This is a genomic window from Streptomyces sp. Y309, from assembly GCF_056712025.1.
Genome location: NZ_CM160048.1, coordinates 3,086,211 through 3,105,238 on the forward strand (window position 1 = coordinate 3,086,211; position 19,028 = coordinate 3,105,238).

16 protein-coding genes are annotated in these 19,028 nt (G+C 71.4%); 1 reads left to right on the forward strand and 15 read right to left on the reverse strand.

Going from position 1 to position 19,028, the window contains the following annotated elements; all coding sequences use genetic code 11:
• Positions 1-255: 255 nt before the first annotated feature.
• The 15 genes from AC0KTA_RS11705 to AC0KTA_RS11775 form a co-directional block, all read right to left on the reverse strand.
• Complete coding sequence (locus AC0KTA_RS11705; protein ID WP_481055059.1) at positions 256-1,653, reverse strand: MraY family glycosyltransferase; 1,398 nt, start codon at positions 1,651-1,653, stop codon at positions 256-258.
• Positions 1,654-1,767: 114 nt separating this feature from the next.
• The gene (locus AC0KTA_RS11710; protein ID WP_481055060.1) at positions 1,768-3,039 is read right to left on the reverse strand and encodes a serine hydroxymethyltransferase; all 1,272 of its coding nucleotides are present in this window, start codon (positions 3,037-3,039) and stop codon (positions 1,768-1,770) included.
• 463 nt (positions 3,040-3,502) lie between these two features.
• A complete protein-coding gene (locus tag AC0KTA_RS11715; protein WP_189727806.1) occupies positions 3,503-4,198 on the reverse strand; it encodes an arsenate reductase/protein-tyrosine-phosphatase family protein in 696 nt (231 codons plus the stop codon).
• Positions 4,195-4,842: an L-threonylcarbamoyladenylate synthase gene (locus AC0KTA_RS11720; RefSeq protein ID WP_481055061.1), complete on the reverse strand. Its 648-nt coding sequence runs from the start codon at positions 4,840-4,842 to the stop codon at positions 4,195-4,197. The genes AC0KTA_RS11715 and AC0KTA_RS11720 overlap by 4 nt, the downstream gene beginning before the upstream one ends.
• 92 nt (positions 4,843-4,934) lie before the next feature.
• Positions 4,935-5,780: a peptide chain release factor N(5)-glutamine methyltransferase gene (prmC, locus tag AC0KTA_RS11725; protein WP_481055062.1), complete on the reverse strand. Its 846-nt coding sequence runs from the start codon at positions 5,778-5,780 to the stop codon at positions 4,935-4,937.
• 66 nt (positions 5,781-5,846) lie between these two features.
• Positions 5,847-6,923 (reverse strand): peptide chain release factor 1, encoded by a 1,077-nt coding sequence (gene prfA, locus AC0KTA_RS11730; RefSeq protein WP_481055063.1) that lies wholly within the window; start codon positions 6,921-6,923, stop codon positions 5,847-5,849.
• A 105-nt stretch (positions 6,924-7,028) separates the two neighbouring features.
• Positions 7,029-7,253: a 50S ribosomal protein L31 gene (rpmE, locus tag AC0KTA_RS11735; protein WP_189727814.1), complete on the reverse strand. Its 225-nt coding sequence runs from the start codon at positions 7,251-7,253 to the stop codon at positions 7,029-7,031.
• A 190-nt stretch (positions 7,254-7,443) separates the two neighbouring features.
• The gene (locus AC0KTA_RS11740; RefSeq protein ID WP_481055064.1) at positions 7,444-8,568 is read right to left on the reverse strand and encodes an LCP family protein; all 1,125 of its coding nucleotides are present in this window, start codon (positions 8,566-8,568) and stop codon (positions 7,444-7,446) included.
• A gap of 363 nt (positions 8,569-8,931) precedes the next feature.
• On the reverse strand, positions 8,932-10,974 hold the full coding sequence (rho, locus tag AC0KTA_RS11745) for a transcription termination factor Rho (protein WP_481055065.1): 2,043 nt from the start codon (positions 10,972-10,974) through the stop codon (positions 8,932-8,934).
• 385 nt (positions 10,975-11,359) lie between these two features.
• On the reverse strand, positions 11,360-12,277 hold the full coding sequence (gene thrB, locus AC0KTA_RS11750) for a homoserine kinase (RefSeq protein WP_481055066.1): 918 nt from the start codon (positions 12,275-12,277) through the stop codon (positions 11,360-11,362).
• 255 nt (positions 12,278-12,532) lie between these two features.
• Entirely contained in the window at positions 12,533-13,591 is a 1,059-nt protein-coding gene (gene thrC / locus AC0KTA_RS11755; protein ID WP_481055067.1) for a threonine synthase, read from the reverse strand.
• Positions 13,592-13,597: 6 nt separating this feature from the next.
• Positions 13,598-14,887, reverse strand: a complete 1,290-nt coding sequence (locus AC0KTA_RS11760) for a homoserine dehydrogenase (protein WP_481056389.1) — start codon at positions 14,885-14,887, stop codon at positions 13,598-13,600.
• A 197-nt stretch (positions 14,888-15,084) separates the two neighbouring features.
• Positions 15,085-16,476 carry a diaminopimelate decarboxylase gene (lysA, locus tag AC0KTA_RS11765; RefSeq protein WP_481055068.1) on the reverse strand — a complete coding sequence of 464 codons (1,392 nt, stop codon included), beginning with the start codon at positions 16,474-16,476 and terminating at the stop codon, positions 15,085-15,087.
• A 22-nt stretch (positions 16,477-16,498) separates the two neighbouring features.
• On the reverse strand, positions 16,499-17,674 hold the full coding sequence (gene nrtL / locus AC0KTA_RS11770) for an ArgS-related anticodon-binding protein NrtL (protein ID WP_481055069.1): 1,176 nt from the start codon (positions 17,672-17,674) through the stop codon (positions 16,499-16,501).
• Between the two features lie 114 nt (positions 17,675-17,788).
• Positions 17,789-18,349, reverse strand: coding sequence for a response regulator (locus AC0KTA_RS11775; RefSeq protein WP_481055070.1), 561 nt, complete (start codon positions 18,347-18,349; stop codon positions 17,789-17,791).
• Here AC0KTA_RS11775 and AC0KTA_RS11780 point away from each other — a divergent pair.
• The gene (locus AC0KTA_RS11780; RefSeq protein ID WP_481055071.1) at positions 18,348-18,998 is read left to right on the forward strand and encodes an exonuclease domain-containing protein; all 651 of its coding nucleotides are present in this window, start codon (positions 18,348-18,350) and stop codon (positions 18,996-18,998) included. The genes AC0KTA_RS11775 and AC0KTA_RS11780 overlap by 2 nt on opposite strands.
• Positions 18,999-19,028 lie beyond the last annotated feature (30 nt).

Below are 19,028 nucleotides of genomic sequence, written 5' to 3' on the forward strand. Positions count from 1 at the left end.
CTCCGCTTACTGATGGGGGCAGGGTGTCGTCATGGACGAGCGTAGACCCGGGCCGAGTGGGGTCCTCGGGCCAAGAGACCGTCGCACTACGGTCCTTCGGCTCTGTTGCCGGGTTTCGTGAACGGTATCACAAACTATTTGATGAGGTCTTTACCTGCCGAGTGTGCTCGCCGTCACACATGAGAAGTAACGCGCGCGTCTGTGCACGCAGGCGAGCAAGTTGTCTGGTAATGGGCCGGTTTGGCCGCCCGCGCGTCATCGCGGCGAACCCGCCTTGCGCCGGTCCAGGAAGCGCGGGCGGGTGCCCAGCGCCGTGGCACCGTTGACGCCGACGCCCACGGGCCGACGGGGCTCCCCGTCCTCGTCGGCGTCCGAGGCGTCCTCGCCCGTCTCAGCCGTACCGGTAGCGGCGGTCCCGGGTCGGGCCTCCCCCGTCCCGTACGCGGATCCGGTGGCCGCCGTCTCCCCCGCGAGCGCCGCCCGCCTGCTGCGCCGGTACCGCGGCGGCACGAAGCTCTCCGCCCAGCCGGGGGTGTGCGGGGTGAAGCGCGGCAGCAGGAGCAGGGCGAGGCCGACCGCGCTGAGGGCGACGATCAGGAGCAGGATCCACATGTTCGTGGAGTGCACCGAGTACGCGACGGTGCCGAAGGCGATGAGGGCCGACCAGAAGTACATGATCAGGACGGCGCGGCTGTGCGAGTGGCCGACCTCCAGGAGTCGGTGGTGCAGGTGGCCGCGGTCGGCGGCGAACGGCGACTGGCCCTTCCAGGTGCGGCGCACGATGGCGAGCACCAGGTCCGCGAACGGGATCGCGATGATCGTCAGCGGCATCAGCAGCGGGATGAAGACGGGGAGCATCGCGTGCGTGGCATCGCGCGTGCCGCCGAGGTTCAGCTTCATCGCGTCCGGGTCGACCTGGCCGGTGATGGAGATGGCGCCGGCGGCCAGCACGAGCCCGATCAGCATCGACCCCGAGTCGCCCATGAAGATCCTGGCCGGATGCATGTTGTGCGGCAGGAAGCCCAGGCACATGCCCATCAGGATGGCGGCGAAGAGCGTGGCGGGGGCGGCGGCCTCGATCCCGTACCCGTACCAGATCCGGTAGGCGTACATGAAGAACGCCGCGGCGGCGATGCACACCATGCCCGCGGCGAGACCGTCGAGGCCGTCGACGAAGTTCACGGCGTTGATGGTGATGACCACGAGGGCGACCGTGAGGAGCGTGCCCTGCCACTGGGTCAGGGACACCGTCCCCGCGCCCGGGATGGGCAGCCACAGGATCGTCAGGCCCTGCATGACCATGACGCCCGCGGCGATCATCTGGCCGCCGAGCTTGATCAGCGCGTCGATCTCGAACTTGTCGTCGAGGACGCCGATGATCCAGATCAGCGCGGCGCCCGAGAGCAGCGCGCGCGGCTCGTTCGACTTCGTGAAGACCTCATTGAGGTTCGGCAGGTGGTCGGCGACCAGGAGCCCCGCGCACAGCCCGAAGAACATCGCGATACCGCCGAGCCGGGGCGTCGGCTCCCGGTGTACGTCGCGCGCGCGGATCTCCGGCATGGCGCCGGCCACGATCGCGAACTTCCGCACCGGGCCGGTCAGCAGATACGTCACCGCGGCCGTGATGCAGAGCGTCAGCAGATATTCACGCACGGGCTTCCCCACAGGTATCGCTGGCCATCTCAGCACCACACCCTAGCTTCGCGCGCATAAGGTTGGGGACGCATGGGTAGCGAGGATCGTTGCACACGTCCTCGCACACGTCCGCTAGCGGGACCCCGTGGCCGCCGTTCCCGAGGCCGGATACGGCGGAAACCGGCCAGCCAGCTCCCGCACCTCGTCCCTGACGTTGTCCTCCTCTCGGACGGCCCCCGCGAACAGCGCGGCGATCCGCGCCATTTCACTCTCGCGCATGCCCTGCGTGGTGACGGCGGCCGTGCCGAACCGGAGGCCGCGGCTGTCGCCGTGCGGCAGCGCGCAGGTGTCGAGCACCAGGCCGGCCGCGGCGAGGCGGCCGCGGGCCACGTGGGCCTCCACGCCCTGCGGGGCGGGGTCGGCGAGGATGAGGTGGGTGTCCGTGCCGCCGGTGCTCACGCCGAAGCCCTCGGCGGCGAGGGCGGCCGCCAACACCCTTGCGTTCGCGACGACTTGATGGGCGTACGCGGTGAAGGCCGGGGTCGCCGCCTCGCCGAACGCGACCGCCTTGGCGGCGATCGTGTGCATTTGGGCGCCGCCCTGGGTGAACGGGAACACCGCCCGGTCGACCCGCTCCGCCAGGTCGCCCCGGCACAGGATCATGCCGCCGCGCGGGCCGCGCAGCACCTTGTGGGTGGTGGCGCACACGACGTCCGCGTACGGCACCGGGCTGGGCGCCGCGCCGCCCGCGACCAGGCCGATGGGGTGGGCTGCGTCCGCGATGAGACAGGCCCCCACGTCGTCCGCCACGTCGCGGAACGCCGCGTAGTCGATGTGCCGCGGGTAGGCGATGGAGCCGCAGACGATCGCCTTCGGGCGGTGGGTACGGGCCAGGGCGCGGACCTGGTCGTAATCGATCAAGCCACTTTCCGGGTCGAGGCCGTACCCGACGAAGTCGAACCACCGCCCGGAGAAGTTCGCGGGTGAGCCGTGCGTGAGGTGGCCGCCGTAGGGCAGGCCCATCGCCAGGACCGTGTCTCCCGGGCGCAGCAGGGCCGCGTATGCCGCCAGCACGGCCGAGGAGCCGGAATGCGACTGTACGTTCGCGTGGTCGGCGCCGAAGAGCGCTTTCGCGCGGTCCGTGGCGATGCGTTCCGCGACGTCCACGAGTTCGCAGCCGCCGTGGTGGCGGGCGCCCGGGTAGCCCTCCGCGTACTTGTTCGCCAGCGGGGAGCCCAGGGCCGTCAGGACGGCCTGGGACGTGAAGTTCTCCGCGGCGATCAGCTGCAACGTCGTCGACTGGCGGTCGAGCTCGCCGAGGACCACTTCCGCGAGCTCCGGATCCTGTCTGCGCAACACGGCGTACGCCGCCGCAGCGGCGGGCTCCAGACCGGCCGTCGTCATTCCTCCAATGTAGGCCCGGGGGCGCGGGGGTGCGCGATGGACGCTGCCGCGAGGTCCCGAAACTGGGGGCTCTGCCCCCCCAGACCCCCGCTCCTCAAACGCCGGAGGGGCTATATCCCCCACCCACCCGCCCTTACTACCCGCCGGAACAGCCGGCGAGGTTTCAGCCCGCGCGGCGGAATTTCAGCCCGCCCGGCGATTGAGGACGAGCCGCGAAGCGGCGATCGGCGGGGGCCTGGCCCACCCACCCGCGACCCCCACCCCTCCCAGCCCGTCCGGCGTTTGAGGACGAGCCGCAGACCGGCGATAGCGGGTGTCTGTCCCACCCACCCGCGCCCCCACCCCTCCCAGCCCGTCCGGCGTTTGAGGACGAGCCGCGGAGCGGCGATCAGCGGGGGTCCAGGGGGCGGCAGCCTCCTGGTTACGGTGAAGGGGCGGGACTGGGGCGCCCCCGCGAGGGCACCTACGCCCGTGCCGCCGGTACCCCCGTCAAGGCCGTCACCACCGGCTCCAGCGCCTGCTGGATCTCGCCGCCGACGGAGCGGAAGAAGGGGAGCGGGGCGCCGTAGGGGTCGTAGACCTCGTCGGCCTCGGCGGAGGGGGCGAGGAGCCAGCCGCGCAGCGCGGCGGCGGCCCGGACGAGCGCGCGGGCCCGCTCGACGATGCCGTCGGCGCCGTCGGGGTCCGGCAGAGTGGCCGGATCTATGGCCCGCACGAGCCGGGTGAACTCCTTCAGAGTGAAGGTGCGCAGGCCGGCGGAGTGCCCCATGGAGATGACCTGGGCCCGGTGGTCCCGGGTGGCGGTGAGCACGAGGTCGGCCCGGATGACGTGGTCGTCGAGGAGCTCACGCCCGACGAAACCGGAGGCATCGGCGCCGAAGTCCGCGAGGACGGTCTCGGCGTTGGTCTCCATGGGCGCGCCTTCGTGCCCCCACGTGCCCGCGCTCTCCACGATGAGCCCCCCGGTGAGGGGATCGCCGAGCCGGTCGGCGAGGGCATGCCGGGTCAGCCGCTCGGTGATCGGCGAGCGGCACACGTTGCCGGTGCTGACGTGGAGGATGCGGAAGCCGCCGGGTGTGCCCGCGGCCCCGAGGGAGCCGAAGCCCACCGAGTGCTCGGTGCGGCCCGCTATGCCACGCCCCGTCTCAGGGGCCCTCAATTGGCCACCTCGAGGTCGGGTACGACCTTGCGGAGCTCGTCCGCGTCGAGCGCCCCCGCGCGCAGCAGGACGGGCACCTTGCCGGTCACGTCCACGATGGAGGACGGCACGATGCCGGGCGTGGGGCCGCCGTCCAGGTACACGGAGATGGAGTCGCCGAGCATCTCCTGGGCGGCGTCGCAGTCCTCCGGCGCCGGGTGCCCGGTGAGGTTGGCGGAGGACACGGCCATCGGGCCGACGTCGGTGAGCAGCTCGATCGCGACGGGGTGCAGCGGCATCCGGATGGCGACCGTGCCGCGGGTGTCGCCGAGGTCCCACTGGAGCGACGGCTGCTGCCGGGCGACCAGCGTGAGGGCCCCCGGCCAGAAGGCGTCGACGAGCTCCCAGGCGGACTCGGAGAAGTCCGTGACGAGGCCGTGCAGGGTGTTCGGGGAGCCGATGAGGACGGGCGTCGGCATGGAGCGGCCGCGGCCCTTGGCGTCGAGCAGGTCGGCGACCGCCTCGGGGCTGAACGCGTCGGCGCCGACCCCGTACACGGTGTCGGTGGGCAGCACGACCAGTTCGCCACGGCGGACGGCGGACGCGGCCTCGCGCAGACCGGTCGTACGGTCGGTCGCGTCGTTGGTGTCGTATCGCCGTGCCATCTAGCGGGCCTCCTCGCACACGTACGTCTCGTGGACGCACATCACGTTCTGCGTACTCTGCGTATTCTGCGTATTCTGCGTCGCGGCCGTCGTCACGGCAGCGCCTTGCGGGCGGTCGCGAACCGCGGCCGGTTGTTCAGGTCGGGGTGGTCGGCGGCGTCCGCCCAGCCCCGCTCCTCGGTGAAGATCCACGGCACTTGGCCGCCCTGCGTGTCCGCGTGTTCCACGACGACGACACCGCCCGGCCGCAGCAGCCGGTGCGCGGTGCGCTCGATGCCGCGGATCAGGTCGAGGCCGTCCTCGCCGGAGAACAGGGCGAGTTCGGGATCGTAGTCGCGGGCCTCCGGCGCAACGTACTCCCATTCCGTCAAAGGGATGTACGGGGGGTTGGAGATGACGAGGTCGACCTGGCCGTCGAGGTCGGGGAACGCGTCGCGCGCGTCACCCTGACGGAGGTCGACCCGGGAGCCCTCGACGTTCTTGCGCGTCCACTGCATCGCGTCGGCGGACAGCTCCACGGCGTGCACGCGCGAGCGCGGCACCTCCTGGGCCATGGCGAGCGCGATGGCCCCCGAGCCGGTGCACAGGTCGACGATCAGCGGCTCGACGACGTCCATCGCGCGGACCGCGTCTATGGCCCAGCCGACGACCGACTCGGTCTCGGGGCGCGGCACGAAGACGCCGGGGCCGACCTGGAGTTCCAGATAGCGGAAGAAGGCCCGGCCGGTGATGTGCTGGAGCGGCTCGCGGGCCTCGCGGCGCGCGATCGCCTCCCAGTAGCGGGCGTCGAAGTCCGTGTCCTTGACGGAGTGCAGCTCGCCCCGCTTCACGCCGTGCACGAAGGCGGCGAGCTCCTCCGCGTCGTTGCGCGGCGAGGGCACGCCGGCGTCGGCCAGCCGCTGGGTGGCCTGGGCCACTTCCGCGAGCAGCAGGTTCACGCTGGTCCTCCGGGGGGCATGTGAGCGGGGCGGGCGACGGCGTACGCGGGCGGGCTCGGGTCGGGCTTACGCGGCGGCGAGCTTCGCGGCGGAGTCCGCGTCGACGCAGGCCTGGATGACGGCGTCGAGATCGCCGTCGAGCACCTGGTCCAAGTTGTACGCCTTGAAGCCGACGCGGTGGTCGGAGATGCGGTTTTCCGGGAAGTTGTACGTACGGATCTTCTCGGAGCGGTCGACGGTGCGGACCTGGCTGCGACGGGCGTCCGCCGCCTCCTTCTCCGCCTCCTCCTGTGCCGCGGCGAGAAGCCTGGAGCGCAGGATACGCATCGCCTGCTCCTTGTTCTGGAGCTGGCTCTTCTCGTTCTGGCAGGAGGCCACGACTCCGGTGGGGATGTGCGTGATGCGCACGGCGGAGTCGGTGGTGTTGACGGACTGGCCGCCGGGCCCGGAGGAGCGGTAGACGTCGATGCGCAGGTCGTTCGCGTGGATCTCGACGTCGACCTCCTCGGCCTCGGGCGTGACGAGCACACCGGCCGCGGAGGTGTGGATGCGGCCCTGCGACTCGGTCGACGGCACGCGCTGCACGCGGTGCACGCCGCCCTCGTACTTCAGCCGTGCCCACACGCCCTGGCCGGGCTCGGTGGCGCCCTGGCCGCCCTTGGTCTTCACCGCGACCTGGACGTCCTTGTAGCCGCCGAGCTCGGACTCGGTGGCGTCGATGATCTCGGTCTTCCAGCCGACGCGCTCGGCGTACCGCAGGTACATGCGCAGCAGGTCGCCGGCGAACAGCGCCGACTCGTCGCCGCCCGCGCCCGCCTTGACCTCGAGGATGACGTCCTTGTCGTCGCTCGGGTCGCGCGGCACGAGCAGCAGGCGCAGCTTCTCGGTGACCTCGTCGCGCTGCTCGGTCAGCTCCTTGACCTCGGCGGCGAAGTCCGGGTCGTCGACGGCGAACTCGCGCGCGGTCTCGATGTCGTCACCGAGCTGCTTCCAGGTGCGGTACGTCGCGACGATCGGGGTCAGCTCGGCGTAGCGCTTGTTGAGCTTGCGCGCGTTGGCCTGGTCGGCGTGGACCGACGGGTCGGCGAGCTTCTTCTCCAGATCGGCGTGCTCGCCGATCAGTTCCTCGACCGCCTCGAACATCTTCGGGCTCCTGGTTTCTGCGTGATGCGTGAAGGGCTGCGGGACGGCAAACGCCGGTCCCGGCCGCCCGGTGCGGGGCGGCCGGAGACCGGCGCAGGTGGCTCGCTACTTGTTGGCGGAGCCGGCAGCCTTGCCGAAGCGGGCCTCGAAGCGGGCCACACGGCCACCGGTGTCGAGGATCTTCTGCTTGCCCGTGTAGAACGGGTGGCACTCGGAGCAGACCTCGGCGCGGATGGAGCCGCTCTGGATCGTGCTACGGGTGGTGAACGACGCGCCACAGGTGCAGCTGACCTGCGTCTCGACGTACTCGGGGTGGATGTCGCGCTTCAAGGTGTCTCCTAGTTTCGGGAGGGCGCCGGGTCGCACGCGCGGGATGCGGGTGCGTGAACCGGGGCCGACGTACCAGTCTGCCAGGACCGGTCGCATCTGCCCAAACCGGGGTCGGGCCGGAAGTATTCCCGGCCCGGCCCCGGCGGGGTCGGTCGGCCCGCACCCCGGGGGGCGGTCGCCGTCGGAAGGGTCAGTCGCTGGTGACGACCTTGCCCGCGTCGCCCTGGTCGCCCGCGGACTTGTCCGTGGCGGACTTCGGGATGGGCTTGTCGGCCTTGAGGGCGTCCCAGACCTGCTGGTCGGCCTCTTCGAGGGGAATGACGCGGTTGCGGTCGGCCGGGTCGTACTGGACGGGCAGCGTGACCATCTTCATGTCGCCCGAGCCGATGCCCTTGAGGCCATTGGCGAAGCCGGCGAGGTCCTTGACCGTGTCCAGGTCGGAGTCGGTGGTGATGGCGCTGGTGGCGGAGTCCGCGAGGTCGTAGAGCTTCTTCGGGTTGCCGAAGAGGTTGATGTCCTTGACCTGGTTCATCAGGGCCTTGATGAAGGCCTGCTGGAGCTGGATGCGGCCGAGGTCGCTGCCGTCGCCGACGCCGTGCCGGGTGCGGACCAGGCCGAGGGACTGCTCGCCGTTGAGCTTGTGCGCGCCCGCGGGCAGGTCCAGGTGGCTGTCCTTGTCCTTGATCGGCTGCTTGGTGGTGATGTCCACGCCGCCGAGGGTGTCGATGAGCTTCTTGAAGCCCGTGAAGTCGACCTCGATGTAGTGGTCCATGCGGATGCCGGACATCTTCTCGACGGTCTTCACGGCGCAGGCCGGGCCGCCGACCTCGTACGCCGTGTTGAACATCTGGCGCTGCCCGCCCGGGTCCGTCTTGCTGTCGTCGTCCTTGGCCTGGCACTCGGGCCGGGTGATGAGGGTGTCCCGGGGTATGGAGACGATGCTCGCCTTCTTGTGGCCCTTGTACACGTGCACGATCATCGCCGTGTCGGAGCGGGCGGCGCCCTCGTCCTTGCCGTACTTGGCGTTCTTGCCGGACCGCGAGTCGGAGCCGAGGACGAGGATGTCCTGCGAGCCGTTGTCGATGTTGTCCGGGCGGTCCGTGCCGAGCGCGGCGTTGATGTCGACGCCGTGGATGTTGCCGTTGAGCTTGAAGTACACGTAGCCGAGGCCGGTGCCCCCGAGGACGACCACGGCCGCGGCGGACCACGCCGTGATGACGAGCGCCTTCTTGCGCTTGCTGCGCGGCTTGCGACGGCGGCCGCGCTTGCCGCGGTGCTTCGGCTTCGCGTCGGCGGGGCTGCTCTCGTCGGTCATGCGCTCCTCAGTCCTCGTCGGTCGGTTACCCCCTGCTTTCAGGGTCAGGCTCGGCTTTTCGTCACTTGTCAGACGTGAAAACCGAAAGAAGGGTTGCATAGCGCCCTGTGTGCGCCCTGGGGTCCGACGCTCACGCAGCGTGCGGATCGTCTAGTACTTTTGGCCCCCCACCTGCACTTTCGTGCCCGATGGCGCTACCGCCAGTGACGGTAAGAATCTCTTATCCGTGTGGGCAAGGTCATTCCCGGCCGACCCGGCACCTCGGGTACCTGCCCGCATCCCACGGCATACGGAAGGGGCCGGTCCCGTCATGTGACGGGACCGGCCCCTTCCGGTAACCCTGCTCAAGGCGCAGGCGCCAGGTCAGTCGTTGCCGTTGCCCGGCGTCGGCGTCGTCTTCTGGATCTGGAGCAGGAACTCGGCGTTCGACTTCGTCTGCTTCATCTTGTCCAGGAGGAGCTCGATGGCCTGCTGCTGGTCGAGCGCGTGCAGCACGCGGCGCAGCTTCCAGGTGATCGCGAGCTCGTCGCTGCCGAGCAGGATCTCTTCCTTGCGGGTGCTGGACGAGTCCACGTCCACCGCCGGGAAGATCCGCTTGTCGGAGAGCTTGCGGTCCAGCTTGAGCTCGAGGTTGCCGGTGCCCTTGAACTCCTCGAAGATCACCTCGTCCATGCGGGAGCCGGTGTCGACGAGCGCGGTGGCCATGATGGTCAGCGAGCCGCCGTCCTCGATGTTGCGCGCGGCGCCGAAGAAGCGCTTGGGCGGGTACAGCGCGGTCGAGTCGACACCACCTGAGAGGATGCGGCCGGAGGCCGGCGCCGCCAGGTTGTAGGCGCGGCCCAGACGCGTGATGGAGTCGAGCAGGACGACCACGTCGTGGCCCAGCTCCACCAGGCGCTTGGCGCGCTCGATGGCGAGCTCGGCGACCGTGGTGTGGTCCTCGGCCGGGCGGTCGAAGGTCGAGGAGATGACCTCGCCCTTGACCGACCGCTGCATGTCGGTGACCTCTTCCGGACGCTCGTCGACCAGGACGACCATCAGGTGGCACTCGGGGTTGTTGTGCGTGATCGCGTTGGCGATCGCCTGCATGATCATGGTCTTGCCGGTCTTCGGCGGGGCCACGATCAGACCGCGCTGGCCCTTGCCGATGGGCGCGACGAGGTCGATGATGCGGGTCGTCAGGACGCCCGGGTCGGTCTCCAGGCGGAGCCGGTCCTGCGGGTAAAGGGGCGTCAGCTTGTTGAACTCCGGCCGCCCGCGCCCGGATTCGGGCGCCATGCCGTTCACGGAGTCCAGGCGCACGAGCGCGTTGAACTTCTCGCGGCGCTCGCCATCCTTGGGCTGGCGCACCGCGCCGGTGACGTGGTCGCCCTTGCGCAGGCCGTTCTTGCGGACCTGGGCCAGCGAGACGTACACGTCGTTCGGACCCGGGAGGTAGCCCGACGTACGGATGAACGCGTAGTTGTCGAGAATGTCCAGGATGCCCGCGACCGGGATCAGGACGTCGTCCTCGGAGAGCTGCGGCTCGCCCGCGAAGTCGTCGCGGCCACGGCGGCCACGGCGGTCGCGGTAGCGCCCACGACGGCCGCGGCGGCCGCCGCCCTCGTCGTCGAAGTCGTCCTGCGGGCCGTTGTCGCGCTCCTTGCGGTCCTGCCGGCCGCCGCCCTGCTCCTTGCGGTCCTGACGGTCCTGGCGGTCCTGACGGCCGCCCTGCTGGTCGTCGCCCTTATTGCCGCGGCGGTCGCGGTCCCGGCCGCGGCCCTGGCGGTCGCGGCGGCCCTGACGGCCCTCGCCGTCGCCGGCCTCGCCACGGTCGGCCCGGTCGGCCCGGTCGGTCTTCGCCTCGGTCTCCGTCTTGACGGCGCCGGCCTCGGCCTTCGCCTCGCCCTGGCCCTTGGCCTCGGCGGTCACGGTCTCGGGGCTGCCGGCCTCGGCGGTGACGCGGCGGCGGCCGCGGCCGCTCGCGGACTTGTCGTCGCTCGCGGGCTGGCCGGGGATGTCGATCTGCTGCTGGGCGGCCTTCGGCTGCTCCGCGGCGGCCTCGTCGGTCTTGGCCGCGGTGGCCTTGGCGGGCGCCTCGCCGGTGCGCGCCTTGGAGGTGGCGCGGCGCTTCGGCTTGGTCTCGGTGTCCCCGGAGGACGCCGCGGCCGGGGCGCTCTTCGCCGGGGCGCCGCCTGCGGCCTGCGCCTCCTTGATGACCTCGATCAGCTGGCTCTTGCGCATCCGCGCGGTGCCCTTGATTCCAAGGCCCGATGCGACCTGCTGCAGTTCCGCCAGCACCATGCCCTCGAGGCCGGTGCCGCGGCGCCGCCGGGACCCGGCCGAAGCACCGGTGGCAGGCGCCGCAGAGGCGTCCGTGGCGGGCGTGTCGGCAGTCACGCCCATCAGATCGGTGGTGTCGCTCACGAAGGGTCCTTCCCTGGAGCGGACGTCGGCCTGTCTGGCTCGGCGACCGGTTGTGCTGTCCGGCGGTCCTTGGTGTGTGGACCGTGCCGGGGCGGTGGTCCGCCAACGCGGCGGAAGAATTCACAGATGTGGCGTTTCCCTGTGCCCGGCCACTGAGGTGCGGTGGTCACTCGGCTGGGTCACGCCGGTTCCGGAGCGTGCTCGACACCGCTCAGTGCGGGGCACAGAGCAGTTTTGGAGGCTCCCGGAAGGATGGATGTCCCGGACGGGGACACAAAGCACCTCGCCATGGTGAGGTCGGGTGCAGACTTGAGATTAACACTACCGGATCCAACAAACATTCCCCCTCTCCAAATCCGGACACCGCGTGCGTGCCGCTCCCGCGTCAGGGCGCAAGCGGCAGCACGCTCGCTCCGGTGGCGTCGAGCGCCAGGCGATTGGCCGCCCAGCCCTCCCCCGCCAGTCGTGCGACCTTGTCGGCCGCACTGTCTTCGGCCAGCGCGAGGACCGTGGGCCCCGCGCCGGAGATCACCGCGGGCACGCCGTCGGCGCGCAGCCGCTCCACCAGGGCGGCGCTCTCCGGCATGGCCGGGGCGCGGTAGTCCTGGTGCAGGCGGTCCTCGGTGGCGGGCAGCAGCAGCTCGGGGCGCCTGGTCAGGGCCTCGACGAGCAGGGCCGCCCGGCCCGCGTTGGTGGCCGCGTCCACGTGCGGGACGGTGCGCGGGAGCAGTCCGCGGGCGGTTTCGGTGAGCATGGGTTTTCCGGGGACGAAGACCACCGGAACGATGGAATCCGCCGGGTCCATCCTGATGGCGCGCGCGGCGGAGCCGTCCATCCAGGACAGCGTGAAGCCGCCGAGCAGGCAGGCCGCGACGTTGTCGGGGTGGCCCTCGATCTCGGTGGCCAGCTCCAGGAGCGCGGCGTCGTCGAGCTTGCTGTCGCCGCCTATGGTCACCGCGCGGGCGGCGACGATGCCGGCGCAGATGGCGGCGGACGAGGAGCCGAGGCCGCGGCCGTGCGGGATGCGGTTGGCGCAGACGATTTCCAGGCCGCGCGGCTGTCCGCCGAGCAGGTCGAAGGCGGTCCTCAGCGAGCGGACGAGCAGGTGCGACTCGTCGCGCGGCAGGGTCTCGCTGCCCTCGCCGGCGATGTCGATGCCCAGGCCGGAGTCGGCGACGCGGACCACCACGTCGTCGTAGAGCCCCAGCGCGAGGCCCAGGGCGTCGAAGCCCGGACCGAGGTTTGCGCTGGTGGCAGGCACGCGCACCCTGACGGCGGCGGCGCGGAACGCGGGACCGGCCATCGCTCGATGACTCTCCTTGAGCTGCGATTTGTGGAGGACTTGCCGCCTCGACCAGCACACGACCGACGAGAAACGGCAGCACCCTGGGGCCGCCTCTGCGGGCGGCACCGCGGCATACGCGGCGGCATATGCGGGGTGGGTTGCCTACAGCCTATCGAAGGAAGGTTCTGTGGCGACATAGGGCGCACAGGAGGCGCACGATGCGTGTCGCGAGCCCCCTGTGCACCCCCTGTGGGGAGTTGAGAGGTTTGCGCGTTACGCCAGGCCGAGGCGCTCCGCCGCGGCGGCGGCGTCGACCGGGACCGTGACCGGCTGCGGGGCGCCCGCGACGGCCCAGTCCGGGTCCTTGAGGCCGTTGCCCGTGACGGTGCAGACGATCCGCTGGCCCTTGTCGACCTTGCCCTGCTCGGCGGCCTTCAGCAGGCCGGCCACGGACGCGGCGGACGCGGGCTCGACGAAGACACCCTCCTGGGACGCCAACAGCTTGTAGGCGCGCAGGATCTCACGGTCCGTCACCTCGTCGATGAAGCCGCCCGACTCGTCGCGCGCGGCGAGCGCGTGCTGCCACGACGCGGGGTTGCCGATGCGAATCGCGGTGGCGATCGTCGAGGGGTCCTTGACGACCTCGCCGCGCACGATCGGCGCCGAACCGGAGGCCTGGAAGCCCCACATGCGCGGAGCGCGCGTCGACACCGAGTCGGCCGCGTACTCCTTGTAGCCCTTCCAGTAGGCCGTGATGTTGCCCGCGTTACCGACCGGCAGGACGTGGATGTCGGGCGCGTCACCGAGGGCGTCCACGATCTCGAAGGAGGCCGTCTTCTGGCCCTCGATGCGGAACGGGTTGACCGAATTGACCAGCGCCACCGGGTAGTTCTCGGAGAGCCCGCGCGCGAGGTTCAGGCAGTCGTCGAAGTTCCCGTCGACCTGGAGGATCTTCGAGCCGTAGACGAGCGCCTGGCCCATCTTGCCGAGGGCGATCTTGCCCTGCGGGACGAGCACGGCGCAGACCATGCCCGCGCGGACGGCGTAGGCCGCCGCGGAGGCCGACGTGTTGCCGGTGGAGGCGCAGATGACGGCCTTCGCGCCCTCCTCCTTGGCCTTGGTGATCGCCATGGTCATGCCGCGGTCCTTGAAGGACCCCGTCGGGTTGGCGCCCTCGACCTTGAGGTGGACCTCGCAGCCGGTGCGCTCGGAGAGCACCTGCGCGGGCACGAGCGGCGTGCCGCCCTCGCGGAGCGTCACGACCGGCGTGGTGGGGGAGACGGGAAGGCGGTCCCGGTACTCCTCGATGATTCCGCGCCACTGGTGGGTCATTGCTGCTTACTCCCCTTCAACCCGCATGATGCTGGCGACACCACGCACGGTGTCGAGTCGGCGCAACGCTTCGACGGTGCCGCTGAGGGCGGCGTCGGGCGCGCGGTGGGTGACGACGACGAGGGAGGCCTCGCCGTCCTTGCCCGTCTGACGGACCGTATCGATCGATACGCCGTGCTCGGCGAAGACCGTCGCGACCTGGGCGAGCACGCCCGGTTTGTCGGCCACGTCGAGGCTGATGTGGTACCGCGTGACGACCTCGCCCATGGGGCTCACGGGCAGCTGGGTGTACGCGGAGTCGCCGGGCCCGGTGGCCTCGCCGAGCTTGTTGCGGCAGACCGCGACGAGGTCGCCGAGGACGGCGGAGGCGGTGGGCGCGCCGCCCGCTCCGGGGCCGTAGAACATGAGCTGTCCTGCGGCCTCGGCCTCCACGAAGACGGCGTTGTACGCCTCGCGGACCGATGCCAGCGGGTGGCTGAGCGGAATCATCGCGGGGTGCACGCGGGCGGTGACGGACCCGCCGTCGGCGGCCCGCTCGCAGATGGCGAGGAGCTTGATGGTGCAGCCCATGCGCTTCGCGGACGCGAAGTCGGCGGCGGTGACCTCGGTCATGCCCTCGCGGTAGACGTCGTCGAGGCGCACCCGGGTGTGGAAGGCGATGCCGGCGAGGATCGCGGCCTTGGCGGCGGCGTCGAAGCCCTCGACGTCGGCGGTCGGGTCCGCCTCGGCGTACCCGAGGGCGGTGGCCTCGTCGAGGGCCTCCTGATAGCCGGCGCCCGTCGAGTCCATCTTGTCGAGGATGAAGTTCGTCGTGCCGTTCACGATGCCGAGGACGCGATTGACCTTGTCGCCGGCGAGGGACTCGCGCAGCGGCCTGATCAGCGGAATCGCTCCGGCGACCGCCGCCTCGTAATAAAGATCACGCCCGTGCTGCTCGGCCGTGGCGTGCAGCGCCGCGCCGTCCTGGGCGATCAGCGCCTTGTTCGCGGAGACCACGGACGCGCCGTGCTCGAAGGCGGTGGTGATGAGGGCGCGGGCGGGCTCGATGCCGCCGATGACCTCGACGACGACGTCGATGTCGCCGCGTTTGACGAGCGCGGTCGCGTCGGTGGTGACCAGCTCCGGGTCGATGCCCGCGCGCACCTTGGAGGGGCGGCGGACGGCGACCCCGGCGAGCTCCACCGGGGCGCCGATCCTCGCTGTGAGGTCGTCGGCGTGCGTCGTCATGATGCGCGCCACCTCTGAGCCGACAACCCCACAGCCCAGCAGCGCCACCTTCAGCGGACGCGTACGCATCATCCGACCTCGTTTCCTTCTCCAACTACGGTGGGACCAGTCTCACCCACCCATACGGTGTTTCTGACCAAAGTCCGGATCGTGAGACATCTATTTCACGAACCAGGTGTTGCCGGTTTCACGAACCGGCTGCTTGCGGGGCAGTGTCGGCCCACGTCTTGCGGAGCCGTGTCCAGCCCACGTCTTACTGGGCCGTGTCAGCCCACGTCGAGGCGGAGCAGGTCCTCCTCCGTCTCGCGCCGCACGATGACGCGGCCCGCGCCGTCCTTCACCGCCACGACCGGCGGCCGCAGCGCGTGGTTGTAGTTGCTCGCCATGGACCGGCAGTACGCGCCGGTCGCGGGCACGGCGATCAGGTCACCGGGGGCGAGGTCGGCGGGCAGGAAGGCGTCGCGCACGACGATGTCGCCGCTCTCGCAGTGCTTGCCGACCACGCGCGCCAGCATCGGCTCCGCGTCGGACGAGCGGGACACGAGGGCGACGCTGTACTCGGCGTCGTACAGAGCCGTCCGGATGTTGTCCGACATGCCGCCGTCCACGGAGACGTACGTCCGCAGCCCTTCCAGCGGCTTGATGGTGCCGACCTCGTACAGCGTGAAGGCGGTCGGGCCGACGATGGCGCGGCCCGGCTCGACGGAGATACGGGGCGTGCGCAGCTTCGCGCCCGCGCACTCGCGCGTGACGATCTCGCGCAGCGACGCGGCGATGTCGTGCGGCTCGGCGGGGTCGTCGTCCGAGGTGTACGCGATGCCGAGGCCGCCGCCGAGGTCGATCTCGGGCAGTTCGACGCCGTGCTCGTCGCGGATCTCGGCGAGCAGCGACACCACGCGCCGGGCCGCCACCTCGAATCCGGCGGTGTCGAAGATCTGCGAGCCGATGTGGCTGTGGATGCCGACGAGCTCCAGGCCGTCGAGCTTGAGCGCGCGCCGCACGGCCTCGGCGGCCTCTCCCCCGGCGAGCGCGATGCCGAACTTCTGGTCCTCGTGGGCGGTGGCGATGAACTCGTGGGTGTGGGCCTCGACGCCGACGGTCACGCGGATCTGTACGCGCTGGCGCGTGCCGAGCCGGTCGGCGATGTGGGCGACGCGCACGATCTCCTGGAAGGAGTCGAGCACGATGTGGCCGACGCCGGCGGCGACGGCGCGCTCGATCTCCTCGGGGGTCTTGTTGTTGCCGTGGAAGGCGATGCGCTCGGCGGGCATGCCGGCGTCGAGCGCGGTGGTCAGCTCGCCGCCGGAGCACACGTCGAGGTTGAGCCCCTCCTCGTGCAGCCACCGCACGACGGCGCGGGACAGGAAGGCCTTGCCCGCGTAGAAGACGTCGGCGTCCGCCCCGAAGGCGTCGCGCCAGGCCCGGCAGCGGGCGCGGAAGTCGTCCTCGTCGAGGAAGTACGCGGGCGTGCCGAACTCCTCGGCGAGCCGGGTCACCTCGATGCCGCCGACGGTGACGGTGCCGTCGGCGGTGCGGGTGACGGTCTGGGACCAGACCTTGGGGTCGAGGGCGTTGAGGTCGGCGGGCGGCGCGGAGTAGTGACCCTCGGGAACGACGTCTGCGTGGCGGGGGCCTGCGGGGTGGGCGGAACGGCTCATGACTCGTCTGACTCTTCTCGTCTCACAGATATTCGGGCGCGCTGATGCCGAGCAGGGACAGGCCGCCGGCGAGCACCGTCCCGGCGGCTTCGGCGAGCGCGAGCCGGGCGCGGTGGGCGGCCGAGGGTTTCTCGTCGCCGAGCGGCAGCACGGTGCCCGCCTGCGCGAGGAAGGCGTCGGCGGTCCGGACGAGGTGCCGGGTGAGGCGGTCCGGGGCGTGGTGGCGGGCGGCGGCCGCCAGGACGGTGGGGTAGTCGCCCAGGGCGGTCAGGAGGCTGTGCGCCGCCGCGTCCGCGGGGTCGTGCGATGCCGCGTCCGCGGGGTTGTGCGGTGCCGCGTCGGTGAGGCCTTGCGATGCCGCGTCGGTGAGGCCTTGCGCGCCTGCGTCGTACGCGGAACCGGGTGCGTCGGCCTCGCCTGGGGCCGCGGAGAAGCCCAGGTCGGCCGCGTTCCGGGTGAGCGCCCGGGTGCGGGCGTGTGCGTACCGGACCCGGAACAGGGGGTTCGACTCGCGCTGGGCGAGGTGGTCGTCGTCGCCGGTGCGGGGGCGGTCGTGGGGCGCCGGGTGCAGCAGGGCCCAGCGGGCGGCGTCGCGGCCGAGGCGGAGCGGGTCGGGGGTGCGGGGGGCCGGGACGGGGCGGAGGGTGGTCGGGGGACTGAGGGGGGCGGCCGGGTGCCCGTGCCCGTCCACCCGTACGCCCAGGACCTGGACCCACTCGGGGGCGGGGGCCTCGTCGCTGGTCACGCGGACGAGGACGCCCTGGGAGCGCAGGATGCGGCGCGCGGCGTCGGCGACGACGAGGGCGCGCAGGTCGTGCGGGGTGTGCAGCTGGGCGAGGGCGCCGGTGTCCGGGGTGATGTGGCCGTAGCGCCCGCCCTGCTCCAGGATCTTCTGTACGAGGCGGGGGGCGCTGTCGCCGTCCAGCGTGATGTTGAGGAAGCCCGGCCCGGTGACGTCGGCGCGGGCGATGCCGGGTTCCGCGGCGAGGCGGGCCGAGAGGGTCTGGGCGACGCGGCGCGGGGGTGCGGACGCCTCGCGGGCGACGCGGAGGGCGAGGTTCGTGGCGTAGTCACCCGTGCCGCCGGGGCCGGGGCGCTCGATGTGGGCGCGGTCCGGGACGGTGGCGGCGAGCTCTCCGGCGTCCACTGCGCGCCGCATGGCACGCAGGACGGTACGGGAGAGCTCTTCGGGAGTCACGGGTCAAGGGTATGGGAGGTGGGGGGTGGGGTGCTCGGGGGTTTCTGACGGGTTCCTGGCGGGGGCGCCTTGGGCGGCACGGCGTGCGCGGGCTGGCCGCGGCCTGACCGCGGGCTAGGAGCAGCCCGGGACCGTGGACGGGTCCGGGGTGCGGTCCAGGGGTCCGGGGCCGCCCCGGTCGACCAACTGGCGCACGATGCCCAGGAGTTCCGAGGGCTCGAACGGCTTCGCCAGGAACGCGTCGACCCCGACCTCGATGCCCGCCTCCACCTCGTACTGCGTACAGGCGCTGACGATCACGAGCGGCAGACCTCGCGTGCGCGGATCGGCGCGCAGCCGGGCGGCCGTCCGGAGGCCGTCGAGCCGCGGCATCACGACGTCGAGCGTCACGACGTCGGGCCGGACCTGATGGACGACATCCAGACACTCGGCACCATCGGCCGCGGTCACGACCTCGAAGCCCTCCAGCTCGAGATTGACCCTGATCAGTTGCCGGATGACCTTGTTGTCGTCCACAACAAGCACACGGCCGGACACGCCTGGCACAACTCGAGAGTAGGTCGGCACCCGCCATCGCGTCCGGGTTTTGCCGACTTCTGCCACTTGCGGGGGAGCCGCGACAGGCCGCCCGGGCGGGGTAGGCTCCGCCTCCCCAGGCAAGGAGAAGGCCGTCATGACGACCTTTGTTGTTTTCGACCTCGAGTTCACGACCTGGCCGGACGCGCTGGAACAGAACTGGTCGGCACCGGGGCAGTTCCGGGAGATCGTCCAGATCGGGGCGCTGCGGCTGCGCGCCGAGGCGGGCGACGGGGCCGGAGCGGCCGACGGAGCCGACGGGGCCGTCTACTCGGTCGTCGAGGAGTACGAGACGCTGGTCCGCCCGGTGATGAACCCGAGCCTGTCGACGTACTTCACCGAACTCACCGGCATCGACCAGGAGTCGGTGGACCGGGACGGGCTGCCGCCGGCCGAGGCCCTGGCCGACTTCCTGGCGTTCTGCGAAGGGCAGTCCGTGCTCTCGTACGGCAACGACATGGTCGTACTCGGGGAGAACCTGGGCTGGGCACGCGCGCGCGGAGAGGAAGTCAAGGGCAGCTTCCTGACCGCCGGCTTCCTCAATGTCCGCCCGTGGCTGAACACGGTCGCCCCCGCCACGGCGGCGGCCAACGTGGGCCGCCTGTGGCAGGTGCTCGGCCTGCCCGAGCCGGTCTCGACGGCGTCGTCGGGCGGGGAGCATTCGGCGCTCTTCGACTGCCATTCCTTCGCGGCGGCGCTGCGCCACCTGCGGGCGACGGGCGCGGCCTTGCCCGACGCGTGGCTCTGACCGGGCCGTACCGGCCCACGCGAAGGCCCC

Excerpts from the sequence above, each read along its gene's own strand:
- thrC (WP_481055067.1), bottom strand. The coding sequence starts at position 13,591 with ATGACCCACCAGTGGCGCGGAATCATCGAGGAGTACCGGGACCGCCTT.
- AC0KTA_RS11760 (WP_481056389.1), bottom strand. The coding sequence starts at position 14,887 with ATGCGTACGCGTCCGCTGAAGGTGGCGCTGCTGGGCTGTGGGGTTGTC.
- thrB (WP_481055066.1), bottom strand. The coding sequence starts at position 12,277 with ATGGCCGGTCCCGCGTTCCGCGCCGCCGCCGTCAGGGTGCGCGTGCCT.
- AC0KTA_RS11710 (WP_481055060.1), bottom strand. The coding sequence starts at position 3,039 with ATGACGACGGCCGGTCTGGAGCCCGCCGCTGCGGCGGCGTACGCCGTG.
- AC0KTA_RS11780 (WP_481055071.1), top strand. The coding sequence starts at position 18,348 with ATGACGACCTTTGTTGTTTTCGACCTCGAGTTCACGACCTGGCCGGAC.
- lysA (WP_481055068.1), bottom strand. The coding sequence starts at position 16,476 with ATGAGCCGTTCCGCCCACCCCGCAGGCCCCCGCCACGCAGACGTCGTT.
- AC0KTA_RS11775 (WP_481055070.1), bottom strand. The coding sequence starts at position 18,349 with ATGACGGCCTTCTCCTTGCCTGGGGAGGCGGAGCCTACCCCGCCCGGG.
- prfA (WP_481055063.1), bottom strand. The coding sequence starts at position 6,923 with ATGTTCGAGGCGGTCGAGGAACTGATCGGCGAGCACGCCGATCTGGAG.
- AC0KTA_RS11740 (WP_481055064.1), bottom strand. The coding sequence starts at position 8,568 with ATGACCGACGAGAGCAGCCCCGCCGACGCGAAGCCGAAGCACCGCGGC.
- AC0KTA_RS11720 (WP_481055061.1), bottom strand. The coding sequence starts at position 4,842 with ATGGCACGGCGATACGACACCAACGACGCGACCGACCGTACGACCGGT.